The sequence below is a fragment of the Streptomyces sp. NBC_01474 genome (genome assembly GCF_035918215.1).
Taxonomy (GTDB): Bacteria; Actinomycetota; Actinomycetes; order Streptomycetales; family Streptomycetaceae; genus Streptomyces; species Streptomyces aureus.
Genome location: NZ_CP109449.1, coordinates 2,082,245 through 2,108,889, shown reverse-complemented (window position 1 = coordinate 2,108,889; position 26,645 = coordinate 2,082,245). Strand labels below are relative to the sequence as shown.

Annotated in this window: 26 protein-coding genes; 13 read left to right on the top strand and 13 right to left on the bottom strand. The window is 66.5% G+C overall.

Annotated elements, in window-relative coordinates:
- Positions 1-27 precede the first annotated feature (27 nt).
- Positions 28-1,002, bottom strand: a complete 975-nt coding sequence (locus tag OG758_RS10110) for an alpha/beta fold hydrolase (protein ID WP_326709674.1) — start codon at positions 1,000-1,002, stop codon at positions 28-30.
- Positions 1,003-3,147: 2,145 nt separating this feature from the next.
- Between OG758_RS10110 and OG758_RS10105 the strand changes: the two genes are divergently transcribed.
- The gene (locus OG758_RS10105) at positions 3,148-3,381 is read left to right on the top strand and encodes a hypothetical protein (protein ID WP_227297485.1); all 234 of its coding nucleotides are present in this window, start codon (positions 3,148-3,150) and stop codon (positions 3,379-3,381) included.
- A 541-nt stretch (positions 3,382-3,922) separates the two neighbouring features.
- Here OG758_RS10105 and OG758_RS10100 read toward each other — a convergent pair.
- The 3 genes from OG758_RS10100 to OG758_RS10090 all read right to left on the bottom strand — a co-directional run bounded on the left by OG758_RS10100 (position 3,923) and on the right by OG758_RS10090 (position 6,295).
- The gene (locus OG758_RS10100; protein WP_326709673.1) at positions 3,923-4,240 is read right to left on the bottom strand and encodes a hypothetical protein; all 318 of its coding nucleotides are present in this window, start codon (positions 4,238-4,240) and stop codon (positions 3,923-3,925) included.
- A gap of 286 nt (positions 4,241-4,526) precedes the next feature.
- Positions 4,527-5,339 carry a phytanoyl-CoA dioxygenase family protein gene (locus OG758_RS10095; RefSeq protein ID WP_326709672.1) on the bottom strand — a complete coding sequence of 271 codons (813 nt, stop codon included), beginning with the start codon at positions 5,337-5,339 and terminating at the stop codon, positions 4,527-4,529.
- A gap of 86 nt (positions 5,340-5,425) precedes the next feature.
- A complete protein-coding gene (locus tag OG758_RS10090; protein ID WP_326709671.1) occupies positions 5,426-6,295 on the bottom strand; it encodes an AraC family transcriptional regulator in 870 nt (289 codons plus the stop codon).
- A 1,392-nt stretch (positions 6,296-7,687) separates the two neighbouring features.
- On the opposite strand from OG758_RS10090, the gene OG758_RS10085 reads away from it, so the two are divergent.
- Positions 7,688-8,104 (top strand): ester cyclase, encoded by a 417-nt coding sequence (locus tag OG758_RS10085; RefSeq protein ID WP_326709670.1) that lies wholly within the window; start codon positions 7,688-7,690, stop codon positions 8,102-8,104.
- A gap of 148 nt (positions 8,105-8,252) precedes the next feature.
- Here the strand turns inward: OG758_RS10085 and OG758_RS10080 are convergent, their stop codons facing one another.
- Entirely contained in the window at positions 8,253-9,446 is a 1,194-nt protein-coding gene (locus OG758_RS10080) for an alpha/beta fold hydrolase (protein ID WP_442810284.1), read from the bottom strand.
- Positions 9,447-9,798: 352 nt separating this feature from the next.
- Here OG758_RS10080 and OG758_RS10075 point away from each other — a divergent pair, with 352 nt between their 5' ends.
- Both OG758_RS10075 and OG758_RS10070 read left to right on the top strand, forming a co-directional pair.
- On the top strand, positions 9,799-10,518 hold the full coding sequence (locus OG758_RS10075) for an SDR family oxidoreductase (RefSeq protein WP_326709669.1): 720 nt from the start codon (positions 9,799-9,801) through the stop codon (positions 10,516-10,518).
- A gap of 67 nt (positions 10,519-10,585) precedes the next feature.
- A complete protein-coding gene (locus OG758_RS10070) occupies positions 10,586-11,335 on the top strand; it encodes an SDR family oxidoreductase (protein WP_326709668.1) in 750 nt (249 codons plus the stop codon).
- Between the two features lie 567 nt (positions 11,336-11,902).
- Here the strand turns inward: OG758_RS10070 and OG758_RS10065 are convergent.
- Positions 11,903-14,230: a SpoIIE family protein phosphatase gene (locus tag OG758_RS10065; RefSeq protein WP_326709667.1), complete on the bottom strand. Its 2,328-nt coding sequence runs from the start codon at positions 14,228-14,230 to the stop codon at positions 11,903-11,905.
- 682 nt (positions 14,231-14,912) lie between these two features.
- Here OG758_RS10065 and OG758_RS10060 point away from each other — a divergent pair.
- Positions 14,913-15,263, top strand: a complete 351-nt coding sequence (locus OG758_RS10060) for a hypothetical protein (RefSeq protein WP_326709666.1) — start codon at positions 14,913-14,915, stop codon at positions 15,261-15,263.
- Between the two features lie 473 nt (positions 15,264-15,736).
- On the top strand, positions 15,737-16,483 hold the full coding sequence (locus OG758_RS10055) for a hypothetical protein (protein WP_326709665.1): 747 nt from the start codon (positions 15,737-15,739) through the stop codon (positions 16,481-16,483).
- Positions 16,484-16,823: 340 nt separating this feature from the next.
- On the opposite strand, the gene OG758_RS10050 is transcribed toward OG758_RS10055, so the two are convergent.
- Together OG758_RS10050 and OG758_RS10045 are read right to left on the bottom strand one after the other, a co-directional pair.
- Positions 16,824-17,252: a VOC family protein gene (locus OG758_RS10050; RefSeq protein WP_326709664.1), complete on the bottom strand. Its 429-nt coding sequence runs from the start codon at positions 17,250-17,252 to the stop codon at positions 16,824-16,826.
- Positions 17,253-17,424: 172 nt separating this feature from the next.
- Positions 17,425-17,847, bottom strand: coding sequence for a hypothetical protein (locus OG758_RS10045; RefSeq protein WP_326709663.1), 423 nt, complete (start codon positions 17,845-17,847; stop codon positions 17,425-17,427).
- A 227-nt stretch (positions 17,848-18,074) separates the two neighbouring features.
- Between OG758_RS10045 and OG758_RS10040 the strand changes: the two genes are divergently transcribed.
- Positions 18,075-18,620 carry an MOSC domain-containing protein gene (locus OG758_RS10040; RefSeq protein ID WP_266742496.1) on the top strand — a complete coding sequence of 182 codons (546 nt, stop codon included), beginning with the start codon at positions 18,075-18,077 and terminating at the stop codon, positions 18,618-18,620.
- Between the two features lie 15 nt (positions 18,621-18,635).
- Here the strand turns inward: OG758_RS10040 and OG758_RS10035 are convergent.
- From OG758_RS10035 to OG758_RS10020, 4 genes are all read right to left on the bottom strand, one after another.
- Positions 18,636-19,453 (bottom strand): IS5 family transposase gene (locus OG758_RS10035; protein ID WP_442810283.1). Its coding sequence is split into 2 segments (ribosomal slippage): positions 18,636-19,124 and positions 19,127-19,453, totalling 816 coding nucleotides; the frame shifts between segments, so codons are not numbered across the junction.
- 52 nt (positions 19,454-19,505) lie between these two features.
- Entirely contained in the window at positions 19,506-19,847 is a 342-nt protein-coding gene (locus tag OG758_RS10030) for a hypothetical protein (RefSeq protein ID WP_326709661.1), read from the bottom strand.
- 14 nt (positions 19,848-19,861) lie between these two features.
- Positions 19,862-20,287, bottom strand: coding sequence for a DUF4267 domain-containing protein (locus tag OG758_RS10025; protein ID WP_326709660.1), 426 nt, complete (start codon positions 20,285-20,287; stop codon positions 19,862-19,864).
- A 325-nt stretch (positions 20,288-20,612) separates the two neighbouring features.
- Positions 20,613-21,059: a DUF1772 domain-containing protein gene (locus tag OG758_RS10020; protein ID WP_326709659.1), complete on the bottom strand. Its 447-nt coding sequence runs from the start codon at positions 21,057-21,059 to the stop codon at positions 20,613-20,615.
- A gap of 90 nt (positions 21,060-21,149) precedes the next feature.
- Here OG758_RS10020 and OG758_RS10015 point away from each other — a divergent pair, with 90 nt between their 5' ends.
- The gene (locus OG758_RS10015) at positions 21,150-21,728 is read left to right on the top strand and encodes a TetR/AcrR family transcriptional regulator (protein ID WP_326709658.1); all 579 of its coding nucleotides are present in this window, start codon (positions 21,150-21,152) and stop codon (positions 21,726-21,728) included.
- A gap of 84 nt (positions 21,729-21,812) precedes the next feature.
- On the opposite strand, the gene OG758_RS10010 is transcribed toward OG758_RS10015, so the two are convergent.
- The gene (locus tag OG758_RS10010; protein ID WP_326709657.1) at positions 21,813-22,187 is read right to left on the bottom strand and encodes a hypothetical protein; all 375 of its coding nucleotides are present in this window, start codon (positions 22,185-22,187) and stop codon (positions 21,813-21,815) included.
- Positions 22,188-23,095: 908 nt separating this feature from the next.
- Between OG758_RS10010 and OG758_RS10005 the strand changes: the two genes are divergently transcribed.
- From OG758_RS10005 to OG758_RS09985, 5 genes are all read left to right on the top strand, one after another.
- A complete protein-coding gene (locus OG758_RS10005; protein ID WP_326709656.1) occupies positions 23,096-23,608 on the top strand; it encodes a hypothetical protein in 513 nt (170 codons plus the stop codon).
- Between the two features lie 31 nt (positions 23,609-23,639).
- Positions 23,640-24,617, top strand: a complete 978-nt coding sequence (locus tag OG758_RS10000) for a ribosome-inactivating family protein (RefSeq protein ID WP_326709655.1) — start codon at positions 23,640-23,642, stop codon at positions 24,615-24,617.
- A 76-nt stretch (positions 24,618-24,693) separates the two neighbouring features.
- Positions 24,694-24,873 carry a hypothetical protein gene (locus tag OG758_RS09995; protein WP_326709654.1) on the top strand — a complete coding sequence of 60 codons (180 nt, stop codon included), beginning with the start codon at positions 24,694-24,696 and terminating at the stop codon, positions 24,871-24,873.
- Positions 24,874-24,945: 72 nt separating this feature from the next.
- Positions 24,946-25,749: a transposase gene (locus OG758_RS09990; RefSeq protein ID WP_326709653.1), complete on the top strand. Its 804-nt coding sequence runs from the start codon at positions 24,946-24,948 to the stop codon at positions 25,747-25,749.
- A gap of 14 nt (positions 25,750-25,763) precedes the next feature.
- Positions 25,764-26,603 (top strand): endonuclease/exonuclease/phosphatase family protein, encoded by an 840-nt coding sequence (locus OG758_RS09985; protein WP_326709652.1) that lies wholly within the window; start codon positions 25,764-25,766, stop codon positions 26,601-26,603.
- The last annotated feature ends 42 nt before the right edge of the window (positions 26,604-26,645 follow it).

The window sequence follows — 26,645 nt, the reverse complement described above, 5'->3', positions numbered from 1 at the left end:
AGAAAGGAACGCCGTGCCCGAGCGCCGTCAGGACGCGGGGCGCCTCAGCCGGCGGCCCAGGAGAACGGTTCCTGCGCCCGCGATCAACGAGGCGGCGCCGATGCCGGTGAGTGCGGTCTCGGCCTGGGCGTCATGAGTGGTTCCGGTGGCGGCCAGCGCAGGCCGGGCGGAATCGGCAGCCGTGGCGGCTTGGAGGACGAGATCGGTGACCGCATCTGGGTGGGAGATCATGGCCACATGGGAGGAGTCGATCTCTACCATGTGTGAACCCGCGCGTTTCGCCTCGAAGCGTTCCTGGTCGGGATTGATGGTCTTGTCCTGCTTCGCGACGAGGAACCACGACGGGATGTGCTTCCAGGCGGCCACCTTGGCCTTCTCTGAGAACGCAGTCGTAGCCGCGGGTCGTTGGGTGACCGCCATGACCCTCGTGGTGCTTTCCGGCAGGTCGGCGGCGAAGACCTGGTGGAGCTTGTCGGGCTTGAGGTAGAGGTCGGTCCCGCTGACGCCGCTGGCCCGGTAGGGAACGGACTTCGTAGCGGTGCCGAGTTCGCTGGGGAACTTGGCACTCAGGGTCATTCCGGTCTCGCCCACATCGGGCATCAGTGCCGATACGTACACCAGGGACTTGACCTGAGGGTTGTCGGCGGCGGCCGTGCTTATCAACGCGCCGCCGTACGAGTGGCCCACCAGCACGATCGGGCCCTTGATGCTGTCCAGCACGGAGGCGATGTAGGCGGAGTCGCTGTACAGCCCGCGCAGCGGGTTGGCGGGAGCGATGACGGTGTAGCCACGGTGTTCAAGCCGTTCGACGACCCCGTTCCAGCTGGAGGCGTCCGCGAATGCCCCGTGCACCAGCACGATGGTGGGTTTGGTGGCGGTCGTGCCGCCGTCCGCGGCGGCAGGGGCCGCAACGGACGTGCACAGGGCCACGGCGCACCCGGCCGCGATGACGTGTGCGCGCCGTATTCGGCGCCGTGAGCCGGGGACCGGAAATACCGTCATGTCGTTCTCCCTTTCCGTGACACCTGACACCTACGGCATCTGAGTGTTCACCCATCTGCACCCGGCAGACGCGGCCACGCACTCCAACCGGGTCACAGAAGTGGGCCATGGGAGTGAATGTCGGCGTCAATGGGTTTCAGCACACACCCGCGCCGACTCGCGCCGCGCCCAGGACGTGCTCCCGACCGTCCCAGGACGGCGAAACCACGCGCCGAAACCTGGCTCGCCGCCCCCCGAACCCGCATCCCGGAGAGCGCGGTGACACAACTCACCTCAGCGCTTAGCCGAGCTGGAGCGTGCCTGGGGTCAGTTCGGCACTCCCAGGGAGGGCGACCCAGCGCCGCAGCCGTGATCGTCGGTCTCTGTGTCGTCGCTGCCGTGAACTCGTCGGCTCCTCAGCCCCCTGAATCGGTACGCTTCGTCCGGAGGCGGGAATGTTCAATGCAGTGGCTTTCGGTGCTGGTGGTGCCATCTGCCTGGCTCTTGGCATGTGGTTCGTCTTGCGGCAACGCCGCAGGCGCGCCAGCACTCTCGTGGGGTGGGGCGGATTGGCCCTCGGAGTAGCGCAGTTGATACGCGCTGTAGCCTCTTTGACCGGAGACCGCCAGCCGCTCGGTGTCATCCTCGCGATCTGTTTTGCAGCACTCAGCGTGGTCGGCTACATCCTGGTGGCGCGTGGCGGGGACACGGTCCGGAACGGTCGCGGCGGCAAGAAGCGCCGGAAGCTGCCTCCGATCCGCCCGTCGGATGGCTAGCAAGGAGACCCGCGCCTTTTGGTCCAAGGCTCCAGCAGGACCGCTGGTCGCTGGCTGATACGAGCAGGCACACCCTCCTGACCTCCCCGGGCGTAATCGTCCATGTCGCGCCCGTGGTGAACTTCAGCGCCACCTTTTCGCGTCCGATCAGGATACGAGTGAGAGGGATGGCTTCGATGTTTCATACTCCGCCCGTGGACATATCCGATGGTGGGCAGAGCCTCGATCCGCAGTGGATCGACATCGGCAACAACGTCAGTGGTGTTGCGTACGGTTGCCGAGACGCCTCGCCCGTCGCTGCTGGGGTCACCACCGCGGCGACCGTGACGGTCGCTGGGGTCACGACCGCTACGACCACCGCTGACCGTCCTTCCCGGGGTGCTCTTCCGCTGTTGGGGGAGGGCGCCCCTTCCGCGTCCTTCGCATGTCTTCTGCCGCATAGGCACCCGCGGTTGGCCGAGATCTATGTTCCGCTCGATTCCGACCGCAGGGATCTGGGTCCGCACATTGGTGTCGTGCAGGAGTTCAATGCCCGCCGGGTGCTGGACCTCGCCTGCAGCGACGGGTGCGCGACACCCGCTTTAGGAGTTCGATCCGATCCTGCTCCCGCTGCTATCGGTGACTGGCACGACGTCCGGACAGGGATGCTGATTTACGCCGCCGTCCGGTGCCGTTGATGTCAGGCGTGGATGTCAGAGGCCTCGTCGACAGGGCAGGAGACGTGTCAGACCTGCGGTGAATGATCCCGGGTATGGGATACGAACTGCACATGACGCGCGCCTCGGACTGGTTGGACAGCTAGGAACGCCCCATCTCGCTGCCCGACTGGCTTGAGTTTGCACACAACAGCGCGGCACTTCGGCAAGAAGGCCACCTCGACCTGCACAGCGTAGGCCGGCAACCGGTGTTCACATGGGGCAGCCTGGACAGCGTCGCGGTCGGGCTCCATTGGTGCGAGGGACGAGTGATTCTGTCCGGGGCCCACGCACCTGGTGTGGACCTGGTCGGCTTGGCTGACCTCGCAGCCGAACTGTCCGCGAAGCTGATCGGCGACGAGGGGGAGCAGTACCCGAGATCTGTCCGCCGCGGCAACGAAGAGCCCTGAGCTTGGGAATCACCGGGCCGTCACGGAGGGGGTTGACGCTGACCAGCGCAAACGGCCTCTGGTGATTAATCGCGAGGCGTCGCGCTTGACTGCTCTTGACCGCTGGGATCCGCTCTTTCTGGCACGGATGTGGCACGGGCTTCCATCCGCTCTGACGGGTCGCGTCACCGACCCCGCACCCGACAGCAATGTCAACCGAACGGCCCAACATGACGTGTCACCCACATGGATGAACAATTGGCTGAGTAGTGTTCCAACCGAGGCAATCTGTGAAAGGCGAACCAAATGCGCATTCGACGAATCCTCGCCGCAGTCTTCGCCACGGCAGCCCTCGCCGGACTCGGCCTCACAGGCGCCGCCACCGCCACCGCCACCGCCGGCAGCGTCACCCCGGCCAGCGTCACCCCGGCCAGCGTCACCCCGGGTGAGTGCACGGACGGCGGCGGAACGATCGATCGGTCGACGCCCATGCTCCCGACCTGCAGAGGCGGTATGAACGACGGGCAGACGGTCGACTAAACCCCACTAGGGCCCGTTGTGAAAGTGGATCGGCGCCCCGCAGCCGCGCGTTGCGGGGCGCTCCCTCGCGAGCGTTCCCCCTCGGCTGACGGCTCAACGTACCTGGAAGGCGTGACACGACTTCCGAAGGGTCGAGCACTTGAGGCTGGGCTACGCCTCACCCCTCAACAGGCTGAACTGGGGCATCCCTTGACTTGGACCACCGCCTTAGGAGTTCGCTCCGCCTCGGCGTTGGCTGGGCGCAACCGCGCTCCCGGGAGCCATCTGTATGCGCCCAAGGCTGCGGCTGTGCGTGGTTGTTGATGTCAGCGCTGGATGTCAGCGGAACAGTTCCGGCACAGGGCAGATCTCCAACGGCTCGTCCGGCCGATCCGCCCAACCCCACCAGACGTGCCCACTGGCACACCGCCACAATGATCGACAGGTCCGTCGGCCGTCGTCCTTGCACTTGGAGAGCACGAGACCACCAGACTTCAGGGGCTGCCTGCATTCGGGGCAGGGCAGAACGTCGCTGGTCATGCGTCGCACACTAGCCCGAGCGCTACTCAAGCGCCGCCCCTGCTCGGTGCAGCCGAACTCTCACCTGGTGGTTGCGTTCAACGTGGTCGATGACCTCACCGCGGATGCGTGTGCCGAGTACGGGCAGCCCCATCTCCTCGGGTATGGCAATGATCTCGGCAAGCGCCATGGCGTTCGGGACTACGTCGACGCGGATGAAGATGCCGAAGGGCTGACGTGCGATCACTTCTCCTGTGACGGAGGCTCCCAGGGGGAGAGCTGCAAGCGTCGCCGTCCAGACCTCTTCCGGCGACTGCCCCGGCACGTCAGGGTGGCGCTTTGGCCAGTTGTACTCGTCCATAGATAGATCTTGGCCCGCCGAGGTGTCCGCGACTACTGCGTTGTAAGGGCCGCCATGCTCGGAAGCGGAAGCGCCCAGGTCACTCCGGCTGCAGCGGCATCCCAGGTGAACGGCGCATCTCGACTGAGCTGAGCCGTCATTGACCGTGGTTGACCGCACGATGTGGCACGGCTGTGGCACGCGGCCGCTTCTCCCGAAGCAACTCGGCTGAGCACTCAACCAGGTGATGGTGCACTTCTGTGACCCCGGCGACGCCAGCGGCGCAACACCGGACATCGTGCCCAGCTCAGCAGGTGGCATCCTTGCCGTCTGCACCGAAGGCCTTCAGTCGGTCGTTCTGCGGAGTCCACACAGTTCCGGCGGGCACGTAATGCAGCTGCACGGCGCGACGGCGAGTGTGCGTCAGATTGGGCGGGGTGCCGTGGTGCAGCAGCCCGTCGAAGAACAGGGCGCCGCCGGGTGGCAGCGGGACAGCGGTGTCGCGGTGGGTCTGGACTTCAGTGTCGCAGATCTGGAAGTCACGGCGAGCGAAGTGGACCACTGGTCCTTCGGTGTGGGTGCCGGGCAGGATATGCATGCAACCGTTGTCGATCGTGGCCTCGTCGAGGGCGATCCACACACCCACGACGGGTGTTCCCAGCGGGATGTCGAAGAAGGCTTTGTCCTGGTGCCAAGGTTTCTCCCGTCCCCCGCCCGGTGGCTTGAGAAGGGCCATGTCCTGGATGAGGACCGGCTCGGTCTCCAAGAACCGAGCGACGGCGGCCAGGATTGCGGGATGGCGGGCGAGTTCAGCCAGGCGCGGCTCGTGGGCGCAGAAATGTTGGAGCTTGCGGACGCCGTCCAGCAGCTCGTCGCGGTTCCGCTTTTCTGGGCGCGCCCACTCCTCGAATTCCACGCTTGCGGGGGACGAGGGGCGGGCTACGACAGCGAGGCCGTCCAGGACTCCCAGCACTTCACGGTCGGTGAGGAGACTGCGCACGGCCAGGAAGCCGAGACCGCGGTAGGCGTCGGTCTCCGCGGCGCCGATGCCGTTGATCGAGTCCAGCAGCGGAGCGAGGCGGTCGGCGCGATACAGGTCGGCGGGAACGGTGTAGGTCATGGGCCGACGGTAGGCCCGGGCGAAGGCGGCCGGGGAGGGCGCGAGTCGTGGATTGCGGGCACTGGACCGGTCTGGAAGGCGTCCGTTCAGGCGGAGCGTTTCCAGATGCCTGGGGCGGTGCCGGTGTGGGCCTTGAACTGGCGGACGAACAGGCGGTGATCGGCATAACCCAAGACCTTCGCCACCTGGCTCACCGTCATCCCGCTTTCGGCCAGGAGTTCGCGGGCGCGGTCGATCCGGACTGTGACCTGGTAGGCACGGAAGGACTGCCCGGTCTCGCGGCGGAAGAGGCGGGAGAACTGATCTGCCGACAGTTCGGCTGACGCGGCAGCCGCATGTAGGTCCAGGCGGCGGGTGGGGTGGCGAGCCAACCACTCCACTACGTCGTGTACGCGCCGGTCCATCAGCGCAGGCAGGTCGCCGGCGGCTCGGGCGGCCTGGGCGTGGATCTCCAGCAGCAACGCCACCAGTGCAGCGGTGGTCCGCGCGGAGGCGTCCGGGCCGGGGCGGCGCCTGAGACGCGCGAGGCCGTCGAGGTGGCGTCGGAGCTCAGGCAGGTCGTCCAGGTGTACCAGGCGCGGGAGCAATAGATCGGGCGGGCAGTCATTGACCGCCGTGCCCTGGCTGGCATCGTCGTGGGCGTAGTGCTGGTAAGCGACGGTCAGGGGATTGCGGGGGTCGTGATATGCGTCAATCTTGTCCCCCGGTCGCAGCATCAGCGCGCAACCGGCAGTGAGAGCGATATCGCGGCCGTTGAGCCGGGCACGTCCGATTCCGTCCAGAACGCACCACAAATCGTGGTCGGAAAGGACAAGATGCCAGGACCAGTCAGGTTCGCAGTGGACGTGCCCACCGCCGGGCCGTGCCCGCGGAGCCCATGGACCACTGAGTGCGGCGCCGAGGCGCTCCCACCACTGAACAGTCCGGCGCGAGAGGTTGTTCTCAACGGCAGTCATGATCCATCAGGGTTGTTGGTCGTTCGGATGGATATCAACAGAGGGAGGCACCTGTCCGAACCGGCACAGCGTACTCGCGGCCACCGCAGGGCGAAAGAGTGACAAAGGCGTGCGATGCGCCACATCATTTTCGATGTGTCCCTGCCTGGCTGATCGCGGCCTAGCGGGTGCTTGACGATCGCTGCGTGGGCGCGGATCGAGGTGACTGCGCGCCGGGCACAACGAAGCCCGCGGCGGCCAGGAGGATGCCGGAGGCTTTCAGTGGCACGCTTAGGATCAGCTCGTGAGCCTCGGCTGGCTGTGTGTTTGAGGCAGTCCACACGCGCACGCCTCAATCACCCCAGCTCCCATCCCGTCCGCCGTCGACCTACACACTGTGGAGCGGGCGTGGTTCACGGCGTCCAGGTGGAGCGCGCCACTGTACGAACGACCTTGACGCCCTGGGCCGCGACTGCTCGGCTCTGCCTGGGCCGAAGGTGGTCGGGATGGAAGCCCACAACGCTCACCACGAACCGGCCGGCACCCGCGCAAGGCGCCCAATCCATCCCAGAGTCTGAGCGCCCCCGCCGGAGGCATGTCTTTGGCCCGCGGATGGCGTTCTCGCTTCAGCCCGCATGCACGCAGCGCGCCGCCGGGCCGCGGACAACCGGGGCGAAGACAGGAGGCAGGCCGCACCGCAGAGGCGGCGCGCGCCCGCGCCGTGCGCGGGCCTTGATGAGGTGGAAAAAGTTCTATCGCGCTGGTGCGAGGCGCTTGCCGACGTGGGGCGCGACTCCGGCCGCTGTAAGGCGGGTGGCCATGCCGTGCCGGGCATCGTGGAGGCGGTGCGTGGCTCCGATATGTCGTCACCACCCGGCACCGGAGGCCCGGTCGAGCCGCGCAATGTGTTCCAGAGCACCCAGCGCGAGGCCATGAGTCACCTGGACCGCCTACTCAGGAGACGCCCCGGTCTCCGGTGATCACCGCGACCACCCGCGTTGCTGTCAGAGGCAGATGTTAAAGGCCCCGGACCATGATCGGTCCGGGGCCTTTGCGTCGGTGCCCCGGCAGGATTCGAACCTGTGACACCCGCTTTAAGGAGTTCGATCCGAGCGTGGCCCGGCGGCGCCATCACGTGGTCGGGGCGAGCGTGCTGGGCCGTGCGTGGGCGCCCGCGTCCGGCGTTGTTGATGTCACCCGTGGATGTCAGCCGGAGCTATCGTTTCTTGCGGATCTTGCGCCTCTTTCCCAGTATGCAGACCATGGCCCCTGATGGAGAGCAGTTGCTCCGGAGGCCTGCCGTGTAGACAGGCTGGGGGCGTGTGGCCGGTGTACGGTCGCAATACGGCGTAAGTGTGTGGGCTTTACGGCCGGCGGATGGGCCGGTGGCCGGCAAGCGCCGGAGGAGTGCCTATGTCTCAGCAAAAAAACATCGCCGCGCAGACTGCTTTCGGAGAGGCGGTCATCACCGGCAACCTCGACGCCCTCGACGAGATCGTCGCACCCGACTCGATCGACCATGATCCTGCCCCAGGACAGGTGCCGGGGGCCGAAGGATATAAGGCGATGTTCGGCGAGTTGCGAGCAGCCTTTCCCGACTTGAACGTCGAGGTGGAGCATCTGGTGGCTACTGACGACGAGTTGGCCTTCGCCTACAGCATTACCGGGACGCATCTGGGATCGCTGATGGGGAAACCAGCGACCGGTAAGAAGGTGAGCTACCGAGGCATGCAGATCAGCCGCTTCGACAGTGACGGCAAGCTCGTCGAACGCTGGGGCAGCAGCGACGAACTCGGCATGCTGCGCCAACTCGGCCTCGCCGAAGTGTGATTCTGTGGGCGGACGTTACCGACGATCTCGATCCAGGCCCTAGATCATGCCGCCGAGCGTTCACTGACTGCTCTTCGCTTCGCGGGAGACGCCCTGCTGACCACTGCGGGTAATCGCCCCTGGCCGAGGCGGGCCCGCGACCGCGCCGTCATTTAACCGTGACCCCGTCGTTAGATGACGTCCGCCCGGCTGCGGGAAAATGGTCGACGTCCACGACGGCCTGCGCGAAGTCGCGGGGCGCTTCCTGGGGCAGATTGTGACCGATACCCTTCAGGGTTCGGTGCGCATAGCGACCGGTGAATTTATCGCGATAGGAAGAGCCGCCGCCCGCAGGCGTGAAGGGATCGGCCTCGCCGTCGAGGGTGATCGTGGGCACGGTGATGACGGGACTCGCGGCAAGTTGCTTTTCGAGTTCGTCGTAACGGGGGTCGCCCTTGGCCAGACTCAGCCGCCAGCGATAATTGTCGATCACGATACTGACGTAATCCGGATTGCGGAACGCTGCCGCGGTGCGATCGAACGTGGCGTCATCAAAATCCCATGTCGGGGAGTTGAACTTCCAGATCTGCTTCGCCAGATCATGTCGGTTCTGTTCGAGGCCGAGCCGGCCTCTCTCCGTGGCGAAATAGAATTGATACCACCACGCCCACTCGAGCTTCGGCGGCAACGGCTTCTTGTTGGCTTCCAGGTTCGTGATCAGATAGCCGCTAACGGAGACCAAGCCCTTGACCCGCTCCGGCCAGAGCGCCGCAATGATGTCCGCCGTCCGCGATCCCCAGTCGTAGCCTGCGAGGATCGCCTTGTCGACCCGCAGCGCATCCATCAAGGCGATGATGTCGAGAGCAAACACCGACTGCTGAGCGTTCCGGAACGTCCCGCTCGAAAGGAAGCGCGTCGTGCCATGGCCCCGCAGATACGGAACGATGACCCGGTATCCCTTCTCCGCCAACAACGGCGCGACAGCGACGTAACTGTGAATGTCGTAAGGCCAGCCGTGCAGGAGAACGACAACCGGGCCATGGGTCGGACCCAATTCGGCGTATCCCACATTCAGGACGCCGGCCTTGACCTGCTTCAATGAGCCGAACCCCGAGTTTCCCTTTACCTGCTCGACCGTCTGCGGAAAATAATTGCTTTCGCCGGACATGGAAGTCGAGCATGCCACGGAAAGGCCGGCCGTCGAGGCCGCAACCGCTCCCGTGCCGACGACCTTTCCGAAGGTTCGTCTGCTGATCATCTCCGTACTTCCCGTGAAACCGCGGCCGCCCGGTAGTCGAGTTGCATCGACGGTGAACGCACCAATTCCCCTACCCGGTCCGGCAGCCGTCACCTCGCCGGTCACGGGAACGTCAGGCCATCGGCCGAAGGCTGCGCGACTGCGCAAGAGGCCGGCGACGGATCCGGGTGCCGCGCCCTGATCGGGCGGCTGCTTGCTGAGAGCGCGGCACGGACCGCGGCCGGGCTGGAGTGGGGCGGGAGCCGGAACGGTGGCCCGGTGTAGCGGCCCAACCTCGACTCGTGAGGAGCCGTCAGCTTGCTGACGGCCGTTTTTTGTGAGTGGGCACGGCAATCCCACTCCGGGTGGTGTTGGACAGCCGTGCGAGGTACGTTCGGAAAGGTTGGAAACGTTTGCGTGGAGCATCGCGGAACGAGCGACCCGCAGCCTTTCAGTCGCCCTGCGGGAAAGGTGTCCCATGAAGATTGACGGGTCCGTTGCTTTTGTCACGGGCGCCAACCGCGGGCTGGGGGAGCAATTTGTACGAGCCCTCTTCGAGGCTGGAGCAGCCAAGGTCTATGCGGGAGCCCGCGACCCCGCAAAGGTCACGGTGTCGGGAGCCGTCCCGGTGGCCGTCGACATCACAGACCACGAGTCGGTGCGGGCTGCCAGTGCCCAGGCACAGGACGTGACACTCCTCATCAACAACGCCGGATCCACCACCCGGGCCAACATCCTCACGTCCGACCTCGACGCATTCCGGACAGAGTTCGAAACGCATGTGCTCGGCACGCTAGCCATGAGCAGAGCTTTCGCCCCCGTACTCGAGCGCAATGGCGGCGGAGCACTGGTCAACGTTCTCTCCGTGCTGTCATGGGTGTCGATCCCGGTCAGCGCCGGATACGCCGCAGCCAAGTCCGCCGAATGGTCAGTGACCAACGCCCTGCGCGTCGCCCTCGCGGAACAGGGCACGCAGGTCACCGCACTGCATGTCAGCTACCTGGCGACCGGCATGGCCGCGAATGTGCGCGGCCCGAAAGCCGATCCCGGAGAAGTCGCCCGGGCGGCGCTCATCGGCGTCGAGGCCGGACGCCACGAGGTGCTCGCCGACGAGGTCAGCAAGCAGGTTCAGGCCGCTCTGCCCGGGGGACCGGACGAACTGTATCCACAACTGCACGGTGGGCCATCGCTGGTCTGACGCACCAGAGGGCACAGCCCTCCCGTGCCGTCGGCTCGTCGACACCGTCAGATCATCGGAGGCACTGATGAGCGGAAGCGAGCCGAACCCACACCAGGACTTGGTCGACCAGACCGTCGTTGTGATAGGCGCAAGCTCGGGAATCGGACTCGAAACCGCGCGTCAAGTCCGCGCCGCCGGTGGCCAGGTGGTCATGGTCGCACGCGATCCGCAGCGACTGGAGCGAGCCGCTGCGGAAGTCCGGCCGCGGAGCACTGCGACCCTCGACGCCGCTGACACGGACCGACTCCAGCAGTTCTTCAGTGACTTGCCCTACGCGGTCGACCACGTCATATCGACAGCCGGTGGCCCGTTGTACGCGCCCCTGGCCGACATGGACGTGGCGGAGACCAGTCGGCACTTCGGCGAACGCCTCGCCATGACGCTCGGGATAGCCAAGTACAGCCAGGGCAGAGTCCGGGACGCAGGAACGCTGTTGTTCATCGGTGGCACGGGCGGTCGCCGCCCCGGCATCGGCAGGGCCGTCACCTCAGCGCTCACCGCGGCACTTCCCGCCCTCACCGCGAACCTGGCACTCGAACTGGCGCCGATCCGGGTGAACCTCATCGCCGCCGGATTCGTCGACACGCCTTTGTCAGCCTCACTCCTGGGCAATCAGGTCGATACACGGCGTGAAGAACTCCGCGCCTCGCTCCCCATCCGACGGGTCGTCGGCCCGGAGGACGTCGCCGCTCTGGCCGTACACATCATGTGCAACGAAGCATTGACGGGCGCGACGTACGACATTGACGGCGGTCAGCAGCTGTTGTCTCAATGATGAGCAGAACCACCAAACCGGGCCAAGGTTCAGCCGCCGCCGAAAGAAGCGACTTGGGTGGGCCGCCGCCTTGGGCTTGTGCTCGTATGTCAGGCGGAGCGCCGCGGCCCCGACCCCCGACCTCAGTGAGTGCGGTCCCGGAGCCTGCGGTAGGGGATAGGCGAGAGGTAAAAAGGGGAGTCCGCTCGCCATTGCAACACCGGCTCCAGTGCGACCCCGCGGCTGCACCGCTGAGGTTCGACCACACCGAAGGTGAGGCCGGGCGACGCCTGTGAACGTACGGCCGCAGGCGCGCGGGCGACAGCTGCGACGGTGCACTGTCCCAGCTGGCGGCCCGCGTTTCGCAGCAGCGACGTCGACACCCGCGACTGGGCTTGCTGTGCCTCAGACGACAGGTCGTGGTCCGGTCGACGCGCCGCTGTTTCCTTTGCCGCGCCGACAGTGCGATGGACGCCCGCGGGGCCTTCTGATTCATCGTGGGTCGTTCCACGCGTGCGCGAGGGGGGCGCCTTCCAGCGGGAGGTGGTCGCGGTAGTACTGCGATTCCAACCATTCCGCCTGCCGCGCTCACGTAGGACGCCCGGCGCCGTTTCGGCGCTCCGCCGACATCCCTGTCGGTTGCTCTGCCCAGACGGTCTTTCCCTGGGCTTGGTAGCGGGTGCCCCACTGGTCCGCGACGCTCGCGATGATGAACAGCCCTCGGCCTGTCTCGTCGATGGTGCGGGCATGTTTCACCTGGGGGGCGCTGGTCGCGGTGTCGCTGACCTCGCAGGTCAGCATCCGCTCGAGGATGAGGCGTAGTCGCAGGGGCGGAGTGCCGTAGCGGACCGCGTTGCCGACGAGTTCGCTGACGATGAGCTCAGTGGTGAACGCCGTTTCCTCGTCCATGCCCCAAGTCTCCAGTTGGCGGCGGGCCGCTGCGCGGGCGATCGGTGCGGCCTCGGGGTCCGCTGGCAGGGCGCGGGTCAGTACTCGGTCTTGAGCCAGTGCCTTGGTGCGGGCGAGCAGCATCTGTGCCTCGCGGGTCCGGTAGCCATCTGTGAGCCCGTGCGCGATGTTGTCGGATAGGTCTGGCAGGGGCCCCGCGCTGGCGTCGTCCAGGAGCGGGCGCAGTGGGCCGGATGGCGCCAGGACCGCGTCCGCGAGCGTGGCCGTGCCCATCGCCAGAGTGCTTCCTTCGGGGAGGTCGACGGTGGTCGCGGGGAATGGCGCGTTGCCTGTTTCGGCGAGTTGGGGGCCTGGGGGTATGGGCAGGCTGGCCGAGGTGCCGTCGGGAAAGACAGCGACCGGCTCGGGGAGGCCGGCGCGGGCGATGGTGCAGGTGAGCTCGACCGGGTCGTAGATCGCGATGATGCATCTGGCGGTGAGCGGCTCGCGGTTCAGGGGATCCGTGGGGGGCAGCGTTGCGCGCGCGGCCACGAGACGGGCTACGGTGTCGCCGAGGCGGGCCAGCAGCTCGTCGGCCTGCAGGTCCAGGGCGGCGAGTGTATGGATGGCCGTCCGCAGGAGTCCCATCGTGATGGCGGCGGCGATGCCTTGCCCTGCCACGTCGCCGACGATCAGCGCGGTCCGTGCCCCGGGCAGCGCGATCGCGTCGGACCACGCGCCTCCGCCTTCCGGCGCGGGAAGATGCAATTGGGAGATCTCCACGGTGGCATGTGTGGCCGGTTGCTGGGGGAGAAGCCTGCGCTGGACGGTTCGCGCGATCATCCACTCGCGCATGAACTGACGGGCGTTGTCGATGCAGAGCGCAGCGTGCGCGCACACGGCGGACGCCACCGCGACGTCCTCCTCTTCAAAGGGGTCTTGTCGCTGGTGGCGGTAGAAGCTGACCACGCCCAGAACATGGCCGCGCAACGCCAGCGGTGCCACGATCAAGGAGTTGGCACCGGACCGCCTGACGACGTCGGCTCGGGCCGGGTCGGCGGCCAGCCACGAGCTGTCCTCCTCGATCACCACGAGGCGCGGCCGAAGGTCGGACAGGACGTCCGAGAAGGGGGTGCCGGTGGGCAGGGGCCGCACGACTTCGAGCGGGTGACCCGCGATTTGGCCTTGGAAGGCTGCTCGGCGTAGTGGAACGTCCCGCTGGACGGGTACCAGGGGAGGGTCCTCTCCGCGGACGACGTCTTCGATCACCGAGACGTCGGCGATGCCGGCGAAGGCGGGCACTACCGCCTCCACCAGCTCCCGGCAGACATCCATCACGTTCAGCCGGTGCCCCACTCGTGAGCGGACCGCGTCCAGGACGGCTAGGCGGTTCTGTGCGTTCTCTCGCTCGGTGACGTCGAGCGTGGATGCCACCAGTCCGACCACATTGCCGGCGGAGTCCTCCAAGCGGAAGTAGCAGACGGAGTGGAAACGGCGCGTGGGCTGGCTCGGTGCCTTGATGCGCCGGACGAGCCGGTTCACGACCGGTTCCCCGCTCTCCAGGACCCTTTGCGCCACAGCGGTTTCTTCCTCGGGGTCTGCGAGTCCACATGCCTCGGTGAAATGCTTGCCCAGCAGGTGCCTCACTGGGGTGTCATGTGGCCCGCCGGTGGCGGTGCTCATGCGGACCACGCGCAGCTGATTGTCGAGGACGTGCAGTCCCACTGGGGAATGGGTGAACGCAGCCTTCAAGATCGCCACGTCCTGTCCCGACATGGTGTCCCCCGCTGCGAACATCTGCCACAACACGGAAGTACCTCGAAGTACTGGCTTGACCAGCACCGCGGCCGAATGCGAGAAGCTTTCCCCCCGCCGTTCGCCGTCAGCGGCGACCTCACGCATGAGCGCGGTCACGGACTGGCCGACGGCCTCTTCGGCGGACCAGCCGAACAGCTCCTCAGCCGGACGCCCCCACTCGATCACCCGGCCACTCTCATCGATGAGTACGAGCACGTCACCGCTGGGCATTCGAAAACACCTCCACCCCCATCGTTACGCCGATCGGCGTAGCCCGCCTCCCACCAGGGCTGTCCAGGGTTCGTGTGGTAGCAGGGTTTGACGGCTCTATCGCAGGTCTATCGCGATCAGCGCGCAACAACGACAAAGAGCGGGACCCAGTGAGGCTGGTTCCCGCTCTCTCATGTCGGCATCCGCCCTGGTCAGCATTCGATTTCTGCTGATCTTGGGCGAGTGCCCCCCGCAGGATCAGAACCCGCGCGCACGACTCCGGAGGCTCTTTGGGTCTGGGGCGTCGCTGCTGGTCACAGGGTCGCTTCTGCGTACTCGACGGCTGCCTGTGCACGGATGGTCCACGGGGACTGATGCCTGCCCGCATGTGCCGGATCGGTGCTGCGGGACGAGTCGAGGCGGGGGCTGCTGCTGGTGGTGGAGGTACTCCCTCGCAGAGGGGTGGGTGGTAGGGGGCGCGAACTCGGCCAGATCGTGAGGTGCAAGGTCACCCTGGTGGACGGGGGCCACCCGTACGCGCGCGTGACGCCGACACGCCCGCGTCGGTTCCCGTTTCAACGATTTTTCGCTACATAAGGCGCCTTTGATGGCGAGTCGGACGTAACGGTGAATTGCGGGCGCGAACATGAATGCGTCCGACCCAGGCAGGCGCATCAGGTACCTGCCGTGAAAGGAGCATGGAATGCAAGTTTCCCGTTTGGCCGCTGCGCTGGGCATCGCGGGCGCCATTTTGGTGGGCGGCGCCACTGGCGCCAGCGCTGCCGCCGCGCCTTCGGTGGTTTCTCAGGCCACGCACGACCGTGGAAACGACCACGGTGACGACTACGGGCGCGGCGACCACGACGGCCGTTGGGGTCACGACCGTGACGGGCGTTGGGGTCACGACCGTGACGGGCGTTGGGGTCACGACCGTGACGGGCGTTGGGGTCACGACCGTGACGGCCGTTGGGGTCATGACCGCGACGACCGTTGGGGTCACCACCGCGGCGACCGTGACGACCGCTGGGGTCACGACCGCTACGACCACCGCTGACCGTCCTTCCCGGGGTGCCCTTCCGCTGTTGGGGGAGGGCACCCCTTCCGCGTCCTTCGCATGTCTTCGGCCGCATAGACGCTCGCGGTTGGCCGAAATCTACGATCCGCTCGATTCCGACCGCAGGGATCTGGGTCCGCACATTGGTGTCGTGCAGGAGTTCAAGCCCGCCGGGTGCTGGACAGCGCCTGCAGGAACGGGTGCCCGACACCCGCTTTAGAAGTTCGATTCATCCCGGGTGCGGTAGGGCCCGCCTGTGTGTACCGGGGCCATGGGAGGCTGCCGACAACTGCTACTGCTCGTCGCCGTTGATGCCAGCGTTGGATGTCAGCGGAACAGCTTTGGCACGGGGCAGACCTGCAACGGCTCGCCGGACCCGCGGCCCAGCCCCAGCAGACCTGCCGATACACACACTCACGACAATCGACAGGTCGGCGAAAGTGCGCTTGCGACAGTCTGCTTGGATTCCGGAGATGACGACGAGTTCTTCTGTTCCCCTCGCGGACGACGCCGATTCCGACCGCCTGAGGGCCTTGCTGGAACGTGCCGCCGAGGGGGCGGACAGTCAGGCTTGGAGCGACCTGTGGACGGAGCTCTACCACAACGGTTCCTTGGACGTCGCCCATCCGCTGGTGCTCCACACGCTGACCGGCATGGCGGAGGACGACCATGCCGATGCGGCAGCTTCGGCCCTCCACCTGGCCGGCGCCCTCCTCGTCCAGGCGGACCAACGGTACGAGACCCAGAACCTGCGCAACCAGCACGTGTCGCAAGTCGCACGCCTGTTGGCCGCCGCAAACCGGTGGCGGCAGGACACGGCCGACCGGAACGACTACTGCCATCTGCTCGAGGCGGTCCTGAACCTGGAGGGCGACATCCACTGGGCACAGGACCTGATCTGGGGCGTCGTCAGCGAGGAATACGAAATCGAGTGCCCAAATCCCGGCGGGTGCGCGTCACTGTGGGTGGTCATCGGGGAGCGGGGCTTCTTCAGCGCGGTGGGGGACTACGCCCTCTCCGACGACGTCGAAACCTCCCCTCTCCATCCGGCCGACCCCCGCGCGCTGGAAGGTCTCGGCCACCGCCTGTACGACCTTGCCCGGGCCGACGGCCACGATGAAGTCGCGCATGCCCTGACTTATGCCTTCGGTGAGGCGACCTGCCCGGAGTGCAAGCAGCGCTTCTCCGTCGTCGGGCAGATCATCGCCAGTTGCAGCTGAGAACCGCGGCGGGTGACAGGATTTGAACCTGCAACCCCTTCGTCCCGAAGCAACTCTAGTGAGGGCTCATCCTTGGGCCGTGGCTGCTCTGAGCTGCTGCGAGGGTCGGTTGCGTCCATGGAGATGGTGTACGGGTTCGTTGGGGGGCATCGACTTGGCTTCTCAGTACCGCATCAGGAGCCAGCGTCGGACATGTCTCAGGTAACTCGTCGCCCCGGTTATGCATTCAGCTCCTCCTTGCCAAGCGGCTCGCTCCGCCGGCCCGGGCGTTGGCCCGGGACGGCGGAGTTGGAGAGCCACTCGGCGAGGAGGGCCCGGCGGACCGCTGCCAGACGGTCTGCTAGGGGCGGATGTAGGGCCGGGTCATGATCTCCATGTTGTGGCCGTCCGGGTCCTCGAAGTACGCCCCGCGACCGCCGAAAAGACGGTTGATCTGGCCGGGTTCGGTGTGGCTGGGGTCGGCGTAGTAGGTCACCCCAACCGCCTCCAGACGGGCAATCATGGCGTCGAACTGCCCGTCGGGCACGAGGAATGCGTAGTGCTGCGACTGGATCGGCTCGTCCCACTTCTCGTAGTAGTCGAGCGTCACGTCGTTGCCGAGGTCGACGGGCAGAAAGGGCCCGAACGGAGCACCGACCTTCAGCCCCAGGATCGTGGCGATGAACTCGGCCGACAGGTGCCGGTCCCTGGCGTAGATGGCGGTGTGGTTCAGCTGGACGGCGGTCGGCGACAGCGCGGATTCGTTCGGGTGCTGCTGGTCGTATGACATCAGTGGTGTGTCTCCGGGTCTTTGGATCCGCTGGGATGGGGCGCCGCATGCGGGCGCCGATGCAAAGACGCGGAGAAGGGGGCGGGGCTCTTGCCCGCCTCGCGCTCACGCCGAGGCCGGGAACCTCACTCGTGAATGGCCCATGGCCGACCCGGCAGTCACCCAACCGACCCTAGCGGCCAATCATGGGCTGGGGCAACGCCGTTCCTCGGCTGTGCCCCGGCGACTCGGGGTCCTGGGTGATGACGGCGGGTGACAGCGTGAGGCGGGGCATCCGGCCGGTCTTCATGCACCACCGCAGGAAGGACTGGGCCGGACGGCGGGTGGCCAGGCTCTCGGTGTGCCAGGCGTCGATGTCGGCCTGCTGGCACTGCCCGATGGCACGTCCTTGGCTGGCGAGCCATGCGAAGAAGGCGCCAGCTCGGGTGACTTCCTGCTTGATGTGGTTGGTCTGGGAACGTCCGAGAGGTGCCTTCTCGGCCTCTGCCCGCAGGCGCCGCATCTGGTGCCAGGTGGCGAAGTGCCGGAGAAGCAGGCGGTGTTCGGGTTCCTCGATGGTGGCGAGCCGTTCGGTCAGCCATCGCTGGTAAAGCATGAGCTGCCGATCGACTCGCGGGAGGACACCGCTGTCCATCAGCAGGTCACGCAGGTGAGTAACGGCTAGGAGCTGTCTCTTTGGCGTTCGTTGACGGGACGGTGCCGATCAGGAGCCGGACATGACCCATCCGCCGGATGAGGTCCGCTCACTGCACGCTTCCCTCACAAGGCTGCTTGCACCGCCTCTATGATCGACCGGCAGAACGACGACAGGTGGAGGGCGTGATGCCTGGTCAGGTGACCGCAGTGAGCCGTAACGAGGGGTACTCGTTCAGCAAGCCCAATCGCGATTCCATCAGGCTGCTCACGGGGCTCGGAGTGGAAGGAGACGTTCACGCAGGTGAGACAATTCGCCACCAGTTCCGCATGACCTACGAGCCGAACCTGCCCAACCTGCGCCAGGTCCACCTGATGCACGAGGAACTCTTCGACGAACTCGCGCTCAAGGGCTATAGGGTCTCTGCGGGCCAGCTCGGCGAGAACATCACCACGCGCGGAATGGACCTGTTGGGCCTGCCCACCGGCGCCCTGCTCCATCTCGGGGAGCAGGCGGTACTTGAGGTGACCGGACTGCGCAACCCATGCTCGAAGATCAACGACTTCCGCAAGGGGCTGCTCGGTGAGGTCTTCGCCATGGACCCCTTGTCCGGCGAGTTCACGTTCAAGTGTGGCGTCATGGCTGTGGTCCGCCGTGGAGGGACCGTCCGCCCCGACGATTCCATCCAGGTCGAGCCCCCGCCACCCCCTCACCGCCCGCTGGAACGGGTCTAGGTTCTTGTTCCGTGGTCATCGGCGTGCCCAGATGAGGATGGCGGCGAGGTGGAGTGCGCCCTTGTAGGCGATGGCGAGCTTGTCCGTTCGCATGGCCAGGCCGCGCCACTGCTTCAGCCGGTTGATGCATCGCTCGACCGCGTTGCGTTGCCGATACGCCTCGGCGTCGAAAGCCGGTGGGCGACCGCCGGCGCGGCCTCGCCGCAGACGGTGGCCGAGTTGGTCGGACGGCTGGGGGATGACAGCGCGGATTCCACGTCGGCGGAGGTGTTTTCGGATCGCGCGGGATGAGTACGCGCGGTCCGCCAGGACGGCATCGGGTCGGGTCCTCGGTCTTCGCGGAACACGGATGCCGGCCATGACGGTCTCGAAGGCCGGGGCGTCGCCAGCTTGGCCTGCGGTGACGCAAAGGGCGAGGGGGCGTGCAAGGCTGTCGCTGGCGAGGTGGACCTTCGTGCTCAGGCCGCCGCGGGAGCGTCCAAGCGCATGGTCGCCGGGTTCGGTCCGGCCTGGAGCCCCTTTTTCCTGGCGCCGGCGGCGTGCTGGTGAGCCCTGCAGACGGTGGAGTCCACCGACACGGTCCAGCCGATGTCGTCAGCACCCTCGGCCGCTGCCTGAACCGCGGCGAGGATGCGTTCCCAGGTGCCGTCCACGGCCCACCTGATCAGCCGTTTGTGGGCGGTCTGGAACGAGCCGAGTTCATCGGGCAGGTCCCGCCAGGGCGAGCAGGTGCGGTACTTCCACGCGATGGCTTCCAGGGTTCGGCGGTGATCGGCCCACCGCCGACCACGGACCGGATCGGCTGGCATCAGCGGCTCGATCCGGTCCCACATCGCATCAGTGATCACTAATCGGACGGACACACCCGATCAACAGACCAACCGATCAAAGAGACACGCTCTGCCATGGGGTTTCCTGGTGCAGCCCGTTGTGGGTGAGCGGGATGCTGCCGGTGGCCAGGCCGTGGAGGAGGCGGACGATGTTGGGGTTGCGGAGCCAGATCAGTCGGCAATTGGGCCGGTCCATCTCCAGCAGGATCTTGACCAGCGGCAGGAACTCCGGGGCGACACGACCGGTGCCGTCGTCGAGGAGGTGGGCAAGCGTGTCGGCGAGGGTGCGGCGTTCGCAGAGCGCCATCCCGGAGAAACGGGACCAGGCCGCCGCCCACTGGGAGAAGATCGTGCGCCTCGCCCGTCCCGGCTGGCGCTGATAGGCGAATACCGGCACGCGCCAAGGTGGCGTTAGGCGGGTTGCGGGGCGGGAGTTGCCGGAGCGGCCGCGACCTTGCGGGTCTCGCGCATTATCAGCAGCCCGTTGACCACCATCAGTGTCGCGGTCAGGCAGTGGACGCCGAGCGCGGTGGCCACGGAGCCGTGATGGGCCAGCACGGTGGTCATGTCGCCGTACGCGGCAAGGGCCTCCACCAGCAGCGCCCAGCCCAGCGCCCGGCGGTGGCCCGTCACCAGCAGGACGCCCAGGACAAGGGCCATGACGACGTCGCGGATTCCCTTGACGATCAGGAAGCCGTCGCCGTCGCCGGACGGCCAGCTCGGCAGGCCGAAGCCCGGTGCCGTCGTCTGCGGGCTCAGGATGAACTCCGCCCCGAACCAGAGGATGAAGAGGATGAAGGCGGCGGCCAGGACGGTGTTGATCTTCCTCAGCGGCATTGTTCTTCTCCTTGCGAGTCTTCGTCGGTTTGGTGAGTTTCGTGGAGCTTGCCGAGTCGTGTGGGGCCTGATCAGGCCGCGCGGACGCGGCTGATCGAGGGGCGTGTTTGTCGGGATCGCCGTTGTGGGATCTGAGCGGCAGCTGCATTCCCGGATGTCGGGATTTCGGTGGCCAGTTGCCGCCCGGGGAGTGGGGGATTGCGCGCCATCGGCGCGGCGTCGGCCCGCGGGGTCAGTAGTCCGAAGCCCTGTCGGGCTCATCCCGACGGGGCGAAAGCCGTCGAGGTAACGGGGCGACCCAGTGCATGTCGGGGCGGCTTGGGTATCAGGCGAGGGCGGCGGCGAGCAGGGCGAAGGCGGCGATGATGACGGCGACGCGGACGTAGTGGAAGCGGTCCCAGCGGTTCATCTGCTCCTTCCAGTCGGCGGGCCGGTTCTCGGGGGTCCATGTCTTGCCCCGGTTGTTGATCGGGACGAGCAGCAGGATCGACATGATCACGCTGAGCATTAGCAGCGCGCCGGCGGTGACGACGAGGCCGGCGCCGTGGTGGTGCCATCCGGCGACGGCCCAGACCGCGACGAGGACGAGCGAGCCGATGTACCAGAACGGCATCACGGCGCCGAGCATCCGGCCCCCGTGGGCGCGGCCGAGTTGGCCGCTGTCCTCGGGGAGTGCGTTGAAGATCCGGTTCATGACGAAGGCGACGGAGAATTCCACCCCCACCATCACGCCGACGATCACGGTGGTGACGACCTCGAGTGCGTTGAGCATGACGACCCTCTTCATGTCTAGTGTTGCTAGGTGACGAGGCAACGCTAGTACTGCTGCCGCTCCGTTGTCTAGCGGTGCTAGTATCGAATCATGTCGGTACAGGAACGCAAGCAGCGCGAACGGGCGGAGCGCGAGCGCCTCATCGTGGCAACAGCCCGCGAACTCGCCGAGCAGCAGGGCTGGGACGCAGTCACCACCCGCCGGCTCGCCGAGCGCATCGAATACAGCCAGCCCGTCCTCTACAGCCACTTCCGCGGCAAACGCGAGATCATCGGCGCCGTCGCCCTGGACGGCGCCGCGGAGATGGCGGCGGTCGTGCGCGCCGCGGCAACCGCCGCGGACGGCCCGCGCGAGCGGGTCACCGCCCTCGCCCGCGCCTACCTCGACTTCGCCGCACGCAACCCGGCGGTCTACGACGCCTTGTTCCAGCTCGACGGCGGCCTGGCGTACGCGCAGGAGGACACCCCGGAACCTCTCAAGGACGCCTTCGCCGCCCTGCTGGAAAGCCTGGGCGAGGTCGCCGGGGACGGCGTCCACCCGGGGCTGTTCACCGAGGTGTTCTGGGCGTCCCTGCACGGCCTTGCGACCCTGACCCGGGCGGGACGGCTGCTGCCGGAGGACGCCGCGCAGAGGGTGGAGCTGCTGGTGGACCGGCTCGCCGTGGTCTGACACACCGTCCCGGCGGACACGCAGCCGGGGACCTTGGGCCCCCGCCGGCTGCCTGCCTACGGCAACGCTTCCGGTCACTCGCGTTCACCCGGCGCAGCCGCAGGGCATCTCCTCCTCGATCAGAAGATCGGCCTTCGTGACCACCACGTCGAGCATTGCCTGAATTTTGGGGATGAAGACGGTCGTGGCCCATGTGCGCCACCGCGCGAGCTCCTGCTCGGTGGGAGGTATGTCGTGGTGGAAGGGATCGCGCCCGTCGGGGCGGGCGTACATCTCAGAGAAGGTGTCGTAGGCGCGGCTGTTGGCTTCCATCAGCGCGAACAGAGGACCGTAGAAGTCGCTCAACTGGACGTTGACCCGCGTCAGTCGGGCCTGTCTCTGCACCAGTCGCAGTCCGTTGAGATAGGTCGCCAGGTAGCCGATGAACGCCAGCCCGACGGTCAAGATCACTGTGGCCATGAGAGGTGATGATAAGCCGCTCCGATCGGATCACCTGATCGCCAGTCCCGTTCCCCTGCAGGTCCTCGAACTCAAGGTCGGCGGAGTCTCAATGACCGAGTCAAGCCGGCGGGGCGCCGCCCATCGGTTGACGGTGACTCCCCGCGTGGTAGCCAACCTTTGAGGTCTGGCCTCATCCTTATCAGGTCGATCACTGGGCGTCGGGGACATCGATCAACGCACCGTAAGCCTCGGCGGATCGTCCGCCAAAGCTCGGCGCCGACCACCGCTGTACACGCCTGTTGGTGTCAGCCGCTGATGTCAGTCGCCGCACGCGGTCTTGACAAGCACTTCTCCTCCGGATTACGGGGTGACACGCTCTAGCCGCGGATAGTAGGCAGCAATACGCTGCGCCCATGAACGTGGGGGATATGGGGCGTGGGATCTTCGCTGTTGGACACGGCGGCTTGGTGCCCCTCAAGCGTCACACAAGCGCGGGTTGGTCGTCCGGAATCTGGGGACTGGTCGCGGTCCTGGTCATCCTGACGCTTGCTGCGGTCTTGGTGTTCTCCGTACGACGGGGCTCCTCGTCGGAGGATGAAGACTGACGCTTAGTAGAGCGCGAACAGACGCTTTCTGGTCGCCACTTGCTCGTCCGTTGTTGGACACACGCGTCTCGGCGTCGGCGCGCCGGGCCCGCGACGTGCCGGACAGTCGCGCTAAAGGCTCGTCGGCTTTGTGTCTTGCATTCGCGAAGGTGCGTTGATCGATCGTCAACGGAACGTTGATCGCGGCTCCCTAGCGTTTCTGGCGCATTGATCTCCGACAAACGGCGAGGTGAAGTACGCATGCTGTTCCGCACGCGAGGCAAAGACAAGGTCTCTTCCTTATCCGCCGGGGCGGACACGCCCCGGCGGAGGGCCGCGGTCATGGCCGGAGTGCTCGTGATTGTGTCCGTGGTGGCGTTGGGGACCGCTGCCGCGGCATCGCAGGGTTCGGGGGAGCCGGTGAAGCCCGCTGCGCATGCGGCTCCGGGGGCCGACTCGGCGCGTGAGCAGTGGCAGCCGCCGACGGTCCGGAGCGATGGTCCCGAGGACCCGCATCCAGGCGAGATCAACACCGCCTACCTGATCAGTGAAGTAGCCCCGGCTCAGTTCAGGGGCTACTGGTACCAGTCCCATGTCAAGGGGTTCAGCGTCACGTGGGTGGCGCCCTCGGGACGGGACCCGTACAACGGCTGGGACTGGATCGAGATCCAGGACAGCAACGGTAAGCGCGTCACGTGGGACTGGGCCTGCGGCAACGCCAACTGTGGCGCGTACGGCTCGACCCTGATCGACGCGAACCTGACGAAGGGCGCGGAGTACAAGGCCCTTTACTACAGCGACGGGGGCCGGGTCACCAAGGGCACGCTGCAGGCCGAGTTCGAGTTCTGGGCCTGACATGGGAGGCACGGACGAGATGACGCGAAGGATGGAACGGACCGAACGGACCGTACGGCCTGAACACGGGGCGGTGCGGCGGCGGTTGGTCAGCGCGGCTGTGGTGGTTTCGGTACTGGCGGGCACCCTGGGTGCGGGAGGGGCGGTCACCTATGGTGCACCGGCTCGGACCGAGCAGGACCAGAGTGCTCGGGCCCAGCCGCAGCCCCAGGGGCAGGCGCAGCCACGAGCAGTGACAGATGACGAGGATTTCGCCGACATCTACACCCGCACGGTCGCGAACATCCGCAACGCGCTGCTGGGGGACGAGAGCGTCCGTCGGCCCGGCGCCGGTCACCTGATCCAGAACCCCGACCCAAACGCCTTCCAATCGATCAACATCGGACGGTTCACCGAGGACGAGTTCATCCTGGGCGGTATGGTCCGAGCAGTCTTCCGCCGGTCCGACAGCTATCTGCTGGGGTTCTACGTGGAGAACAGGGACGCGAGCCGTCGGGTCTTCTACACATTCACCGAGCAGGTCGATGGTCGCACGAGGGACATGGTCCCGGGCAGCGTGTACCCGGGCACCCGCAGGGAGCACTTCGGCTGGGGTGTCAACTACGGGAATCTCGCCGGAACCACGATCAGCCGGAGCCGCCTGCGGAATGCGGTGCGCGACATCTACCATCATGACCCGAACACGAGCACCCACACGCTGGAGGGCGGAGTCGAGACGCTCGCCGTGGCCTTGGCCGAAGGGGCACGGTTCCAGGCGATTCCCGCGTACATCGCCCAGGCGATCCGTGGCGGGAGAGACTGGGAGGTGCGCCGCCACGCGGACGAGATCACGAGCTGGGACCAAGATTCCCAGGTTGTCCTTCGGGCACGCGCCGCTGATCCGACGGGTTATCAGGAGGTGTGGCAGCAACGCCGTGAATACGTTTGGAATGGGGCCCGTGTGCTGCTGACCGCGCTGGATCTGGCCCGCCGGCTCTACCTGATCAAGCCGCCGACGAGGAAGAGCTGACCTTCGCAGCACCACACCAAGGTGCTCACCGGGAGCGGCTGCCGCCGTGTTCCACCGCGCGCCCGAGGATGGGCTGGTGCCACTGGGCCAGTGTCTCGGCGCGGTCGCCCCGGCGTCCTTCGCGGTGACGTCCGTCGCTGTCGCCGGCCGGCGCACCGCACCGCACCGAGCCGTCGCCACCCGCTACGGGAAACGTGCCTATATCTACCTCGGCACCGTCACACTCGCAGCACTCCTGATCTGGCTCCGCACATGATCCGAGAAACAGTGCCTATAAAGGTTGTCCCGTAACGGCTGGTCACGGGTGAGATGATCTTGGCGTGCTGGTGTGATCACGGCGTCGGTGCCGTCCTGGATAGGTCCGTTCACCGGGCTGAGCCCGCGTTGCTTCGGCACGTTGGTGACTGCGGTGCGTCGCGAGACCGCGAGCAAGGTTCGGCGAGGGCGGCCTAGGGGCCTGTCTCTCGAAGATCGAATTCTGCTGGTCACGGCCTACTGGCGCACGAACTTGACGCTCCGCCAGCCGGCCCCGCTGTTCGGCATCTCCAAATCCGCAGCCGACCGGGTCATCGACCATCTCGGGCCGCTTCTCTCGCTCCGGACGGGCGAGCGGTTCCGCAAGGACGCCGTGCTCATCGTGGACGGGACTCTCGTGCCCACCCGTGACCGCACGATCGCCGAGCAGTCGAAGAACTATCGCTGCTCCACCGCCCACCAGGTCTTCATCGACGCTGACAGCCGTCTCGTCGTCGTGGTTGCCCAGCCCCTGCCAGGCAACCGGCATGACTCGAAGGGCTGGGAAGGATCCGGTGCCAAGGCCGCCGTCGGCAACACCGTCACGATCGCCGACGGCGGCTACCAGGGCGCTGGCCTGGTCATCCCGCACCGCCACCAAGCCGGACAGACCGAACTCCCGGCCTGGAAAGAGCAACACAACCGCTCATACAAACGGGTCCGTTCACGCGTGGAGCACACATTCGCCCGTATGAAGACCTGGAAGATCCTCCGCGACTGCCGCCTCAAGGGCGACGGCGTCCACCACGCCATGCGCGGGATCGCCCGCCTGCACAACCTCGCTCACCGGGATAGCCAACGACCGGCATGGTCCAGGATGCTCATGCGAACCAGATAGAAGGGGTGGCAGTGATGCGCGTGCTGACATGGAACATGTGGTGGCGTTTTGGCCCGTGGGAGGAACGGCGAAAGGCCATCCTCACGGTGCTGAGAGATCTCCAACCCGATGTCATCGGCCTTCAGGAAGTGTGGGCCCGCGGCGGGGAGAACCTTGCGGAATGGCTCGCGTCCCACCTCGACATGCACTGGACCTGGGCAGCATCCCGCGCGCCGGAGCGGTGGCAAGGACGGATCGGGGACTCAACGGTGGACGTCGGCAACGCCGTCCTGAGCCGCTGGCCCATCGCGGAGCACGACACGATAGAGCTGCCGGCCCGCGAGGACGACGATGACGGCCGTCTGGCCCTCTACGCACGCATCGACGCCCCCACACACCAGGTGCCGTTCTTCACCACCCACCTCACGTCGGCCATCGATGCCTCCGCAATACGCTGCCAACAGGTAAAGGTGCTCGCCGAATTCGTCACGGCGCACAGCAGCGGAACCGACTTCCCACCCATTGTCACGGGCGATTTCAACGCATTTCCTGACTCCGACGAAGTACGACAGTTCGGCGGATACAAGACGGCACCTGCCGTGCCTGGCCAGGTCTTCCTCGACGCGTGGGAATACGCAGACCCGGCCCAGCCGTCAGCAACCTGGAACGCGGCCAACCCGTTCGTCGCCGCCGGATTCGAACCCAGCGTCCGCGTCGATTACATCCACACAGGCCCACCAGGCCCTCAAGGCCTTGGCTCCGTCAGCTCCATCCGCCGCGTCGGCGACGAGCCCGTAGACGGCACGTGGCCGTCCGACCACGCCGCCGTCCTCGCAGACCTACGAACACCCTCAGACCTGCACCCTCTGCCCTGACAGGTGTTACGGAACAGCCTTTAATGGGACTCGCTGTGGGGG

What these genes read in the sequence shown, in the direction of transcription:
- OG758_RS10110 (WP_326709674.1), bottom strand. Translation starts at nt 1,002, where the DNA reads ATGACGGTATTTCCGGTCCCCGGCTCACGGCGCCGAATACGGCGCGCA.
- OG758_RS10105 (WP_227297485.1), top strand. Translation starts at nt 3,148, where the DNA reads ATGCGCATTCGACGAATCCTCGCCGCAGTCTTCGCCACGGCAGCCCTC.
- OG758_RS10100 (WP_326709673.1), bottom strand. Translation starts at nt 4,240, where the DNA reads ATGGACGAGTACAACTGGCCAAAGCGCCACCCTGACGTGCCGGGGCAG.
- OG758_RS10095 (WP_326709672.1), bottom strand. Translation starts at nt 5,339, where the DNA reads ATGACCTACACCGTTCCCGCCGACCTGTATCGCGCCGACCGCCTCGCT.
- OG758_RS10090 (WP_326709671.1), bottom strand. Translation starts at nt 6,295, where the DNA reads ATGACTGCCGTTGAGAACAACCTCTCGCGCCGGACTGTTCAGTGGTGG.
- OG758_RS10085 (WP_326709670.1), top strand. Translation starts at nt 7,688, where the DNA reads ATGTCTCAGCAAAAAAACATCGCCGCGCAGACTGCTTTCGGAGAGGCG.
- OG758_RS10075 (WP_326709669.1), top strand. Translation starts at nt 9,799, where the DNA reads ATGAAGATTGACGGGTCCGTTGCTTTTGTCACGGGCGCCAACCGCGGG.
- OG758_RS10070 (WP_326709668.1), top strand. Translation starts at nt 10,586, where the DNA reads ATGAGCGGAAGCGAGCCGAACCCACACCAGGACTTGGTCGACCAGACC.
- OG758_RS10065 (WP_326709667.1), bottom strand. Translation starts at nt 14,230, where the DNA reads ATGCCCAGCGGTGACGTGCTCGTACTCATCGATGAGAGTGGCCGGGTG.
- OG758_RS10060 (WP_326709666.1), top strand. Translation starts at nt 14,913, where the DNA reads ATGCAAGTTTCCCGTTTGGCCGCTGCGCTGGGCATCGCGGGCGCCATT.
- OG758_RS10055 (WP_326709665.1), top strand. Translation starts at nt 15,737, where the DNA reads ATGACGACGAGTTCTTCTGTTCCCCTCGCGGACGACGCCGATTCCGAC.
- OG758_RS10050 (WP_326709664.1), bottom strand. Translation starts at nt 17,252, where the DNA reads ATGTCATACGACCAGCAGCACCCGAACGAATCCGCGCTGTCGCCGACC.
- OG758_RS10045 (WP_326709663.1), bottom strand. Translation starts at nt 17,847, where the DNA reads ATGCTTTACCAGCGATGGCTGACCGAACGGCTCGCCACCATCGAGGAA.
- OG758_RS10040 (WP_266742496.1), top strand. Translation starts at nt 18,075, where the DNA reads ATGCCTGGTCAGGTGACCGCAGTGAGCCGTAACGAGGGGTACTCGTTC.
- OG758_RS10025 (WP_326709660.1), bottom strand. Translation starts at nt 20,287, where the DNA reads ATGCCGCTGAGGAAGATCAACACCGTCCTGGCCGCCGCCTTCATCCTC.
- OG758_RS10020 (WP_326709659.1), bottom strand. Translation starts at nt 21,059, where the DNA reads ATGCTCAACGCACTCGAGGTCGTCACCACCGTGATCGTCGGCGTGATG.
- OG758_RS10015 (WP_326709658.1), top strand. Translation starts at nt 21,150, where the DNA reads ATGTCGGTACAGGAACGCAAGCAGCGCGAACGGGCGGAGCGCGAGCGC.
- OG758_RS10010 (WP_326709657.1), bottom strand. Translation starts at nt 22,187, where the DNA reads ATGGCCACAGTGATCTTGACCGTCGGGCTGGCGTTCATCGGCTACCTG.
- OG758_RS10005 (WP_326709656.1), top strand. Translation starts at nt 23,096, where the DNA reads ATGGCCGGAGTGCTCGTGATTGTGTCCGTGGTGGCGTTGGGGACCGCT.
- OG758_RS10000 (WP_326709655.1), top strand. Translation starts at nt 23,640, where the DNA reads ATGGAACGGACCGAACGGACCGTACGGCCTGAACACGGGGCGGTGCGG.
- OG758_RS09985 (WP_326709652.1), top strand. Translation starts at nt 25,764, where the DNA reads ATGCGCGTGCTGACATGGAACATGTGGTGGCGTTTTGGCCCGTGGGAG.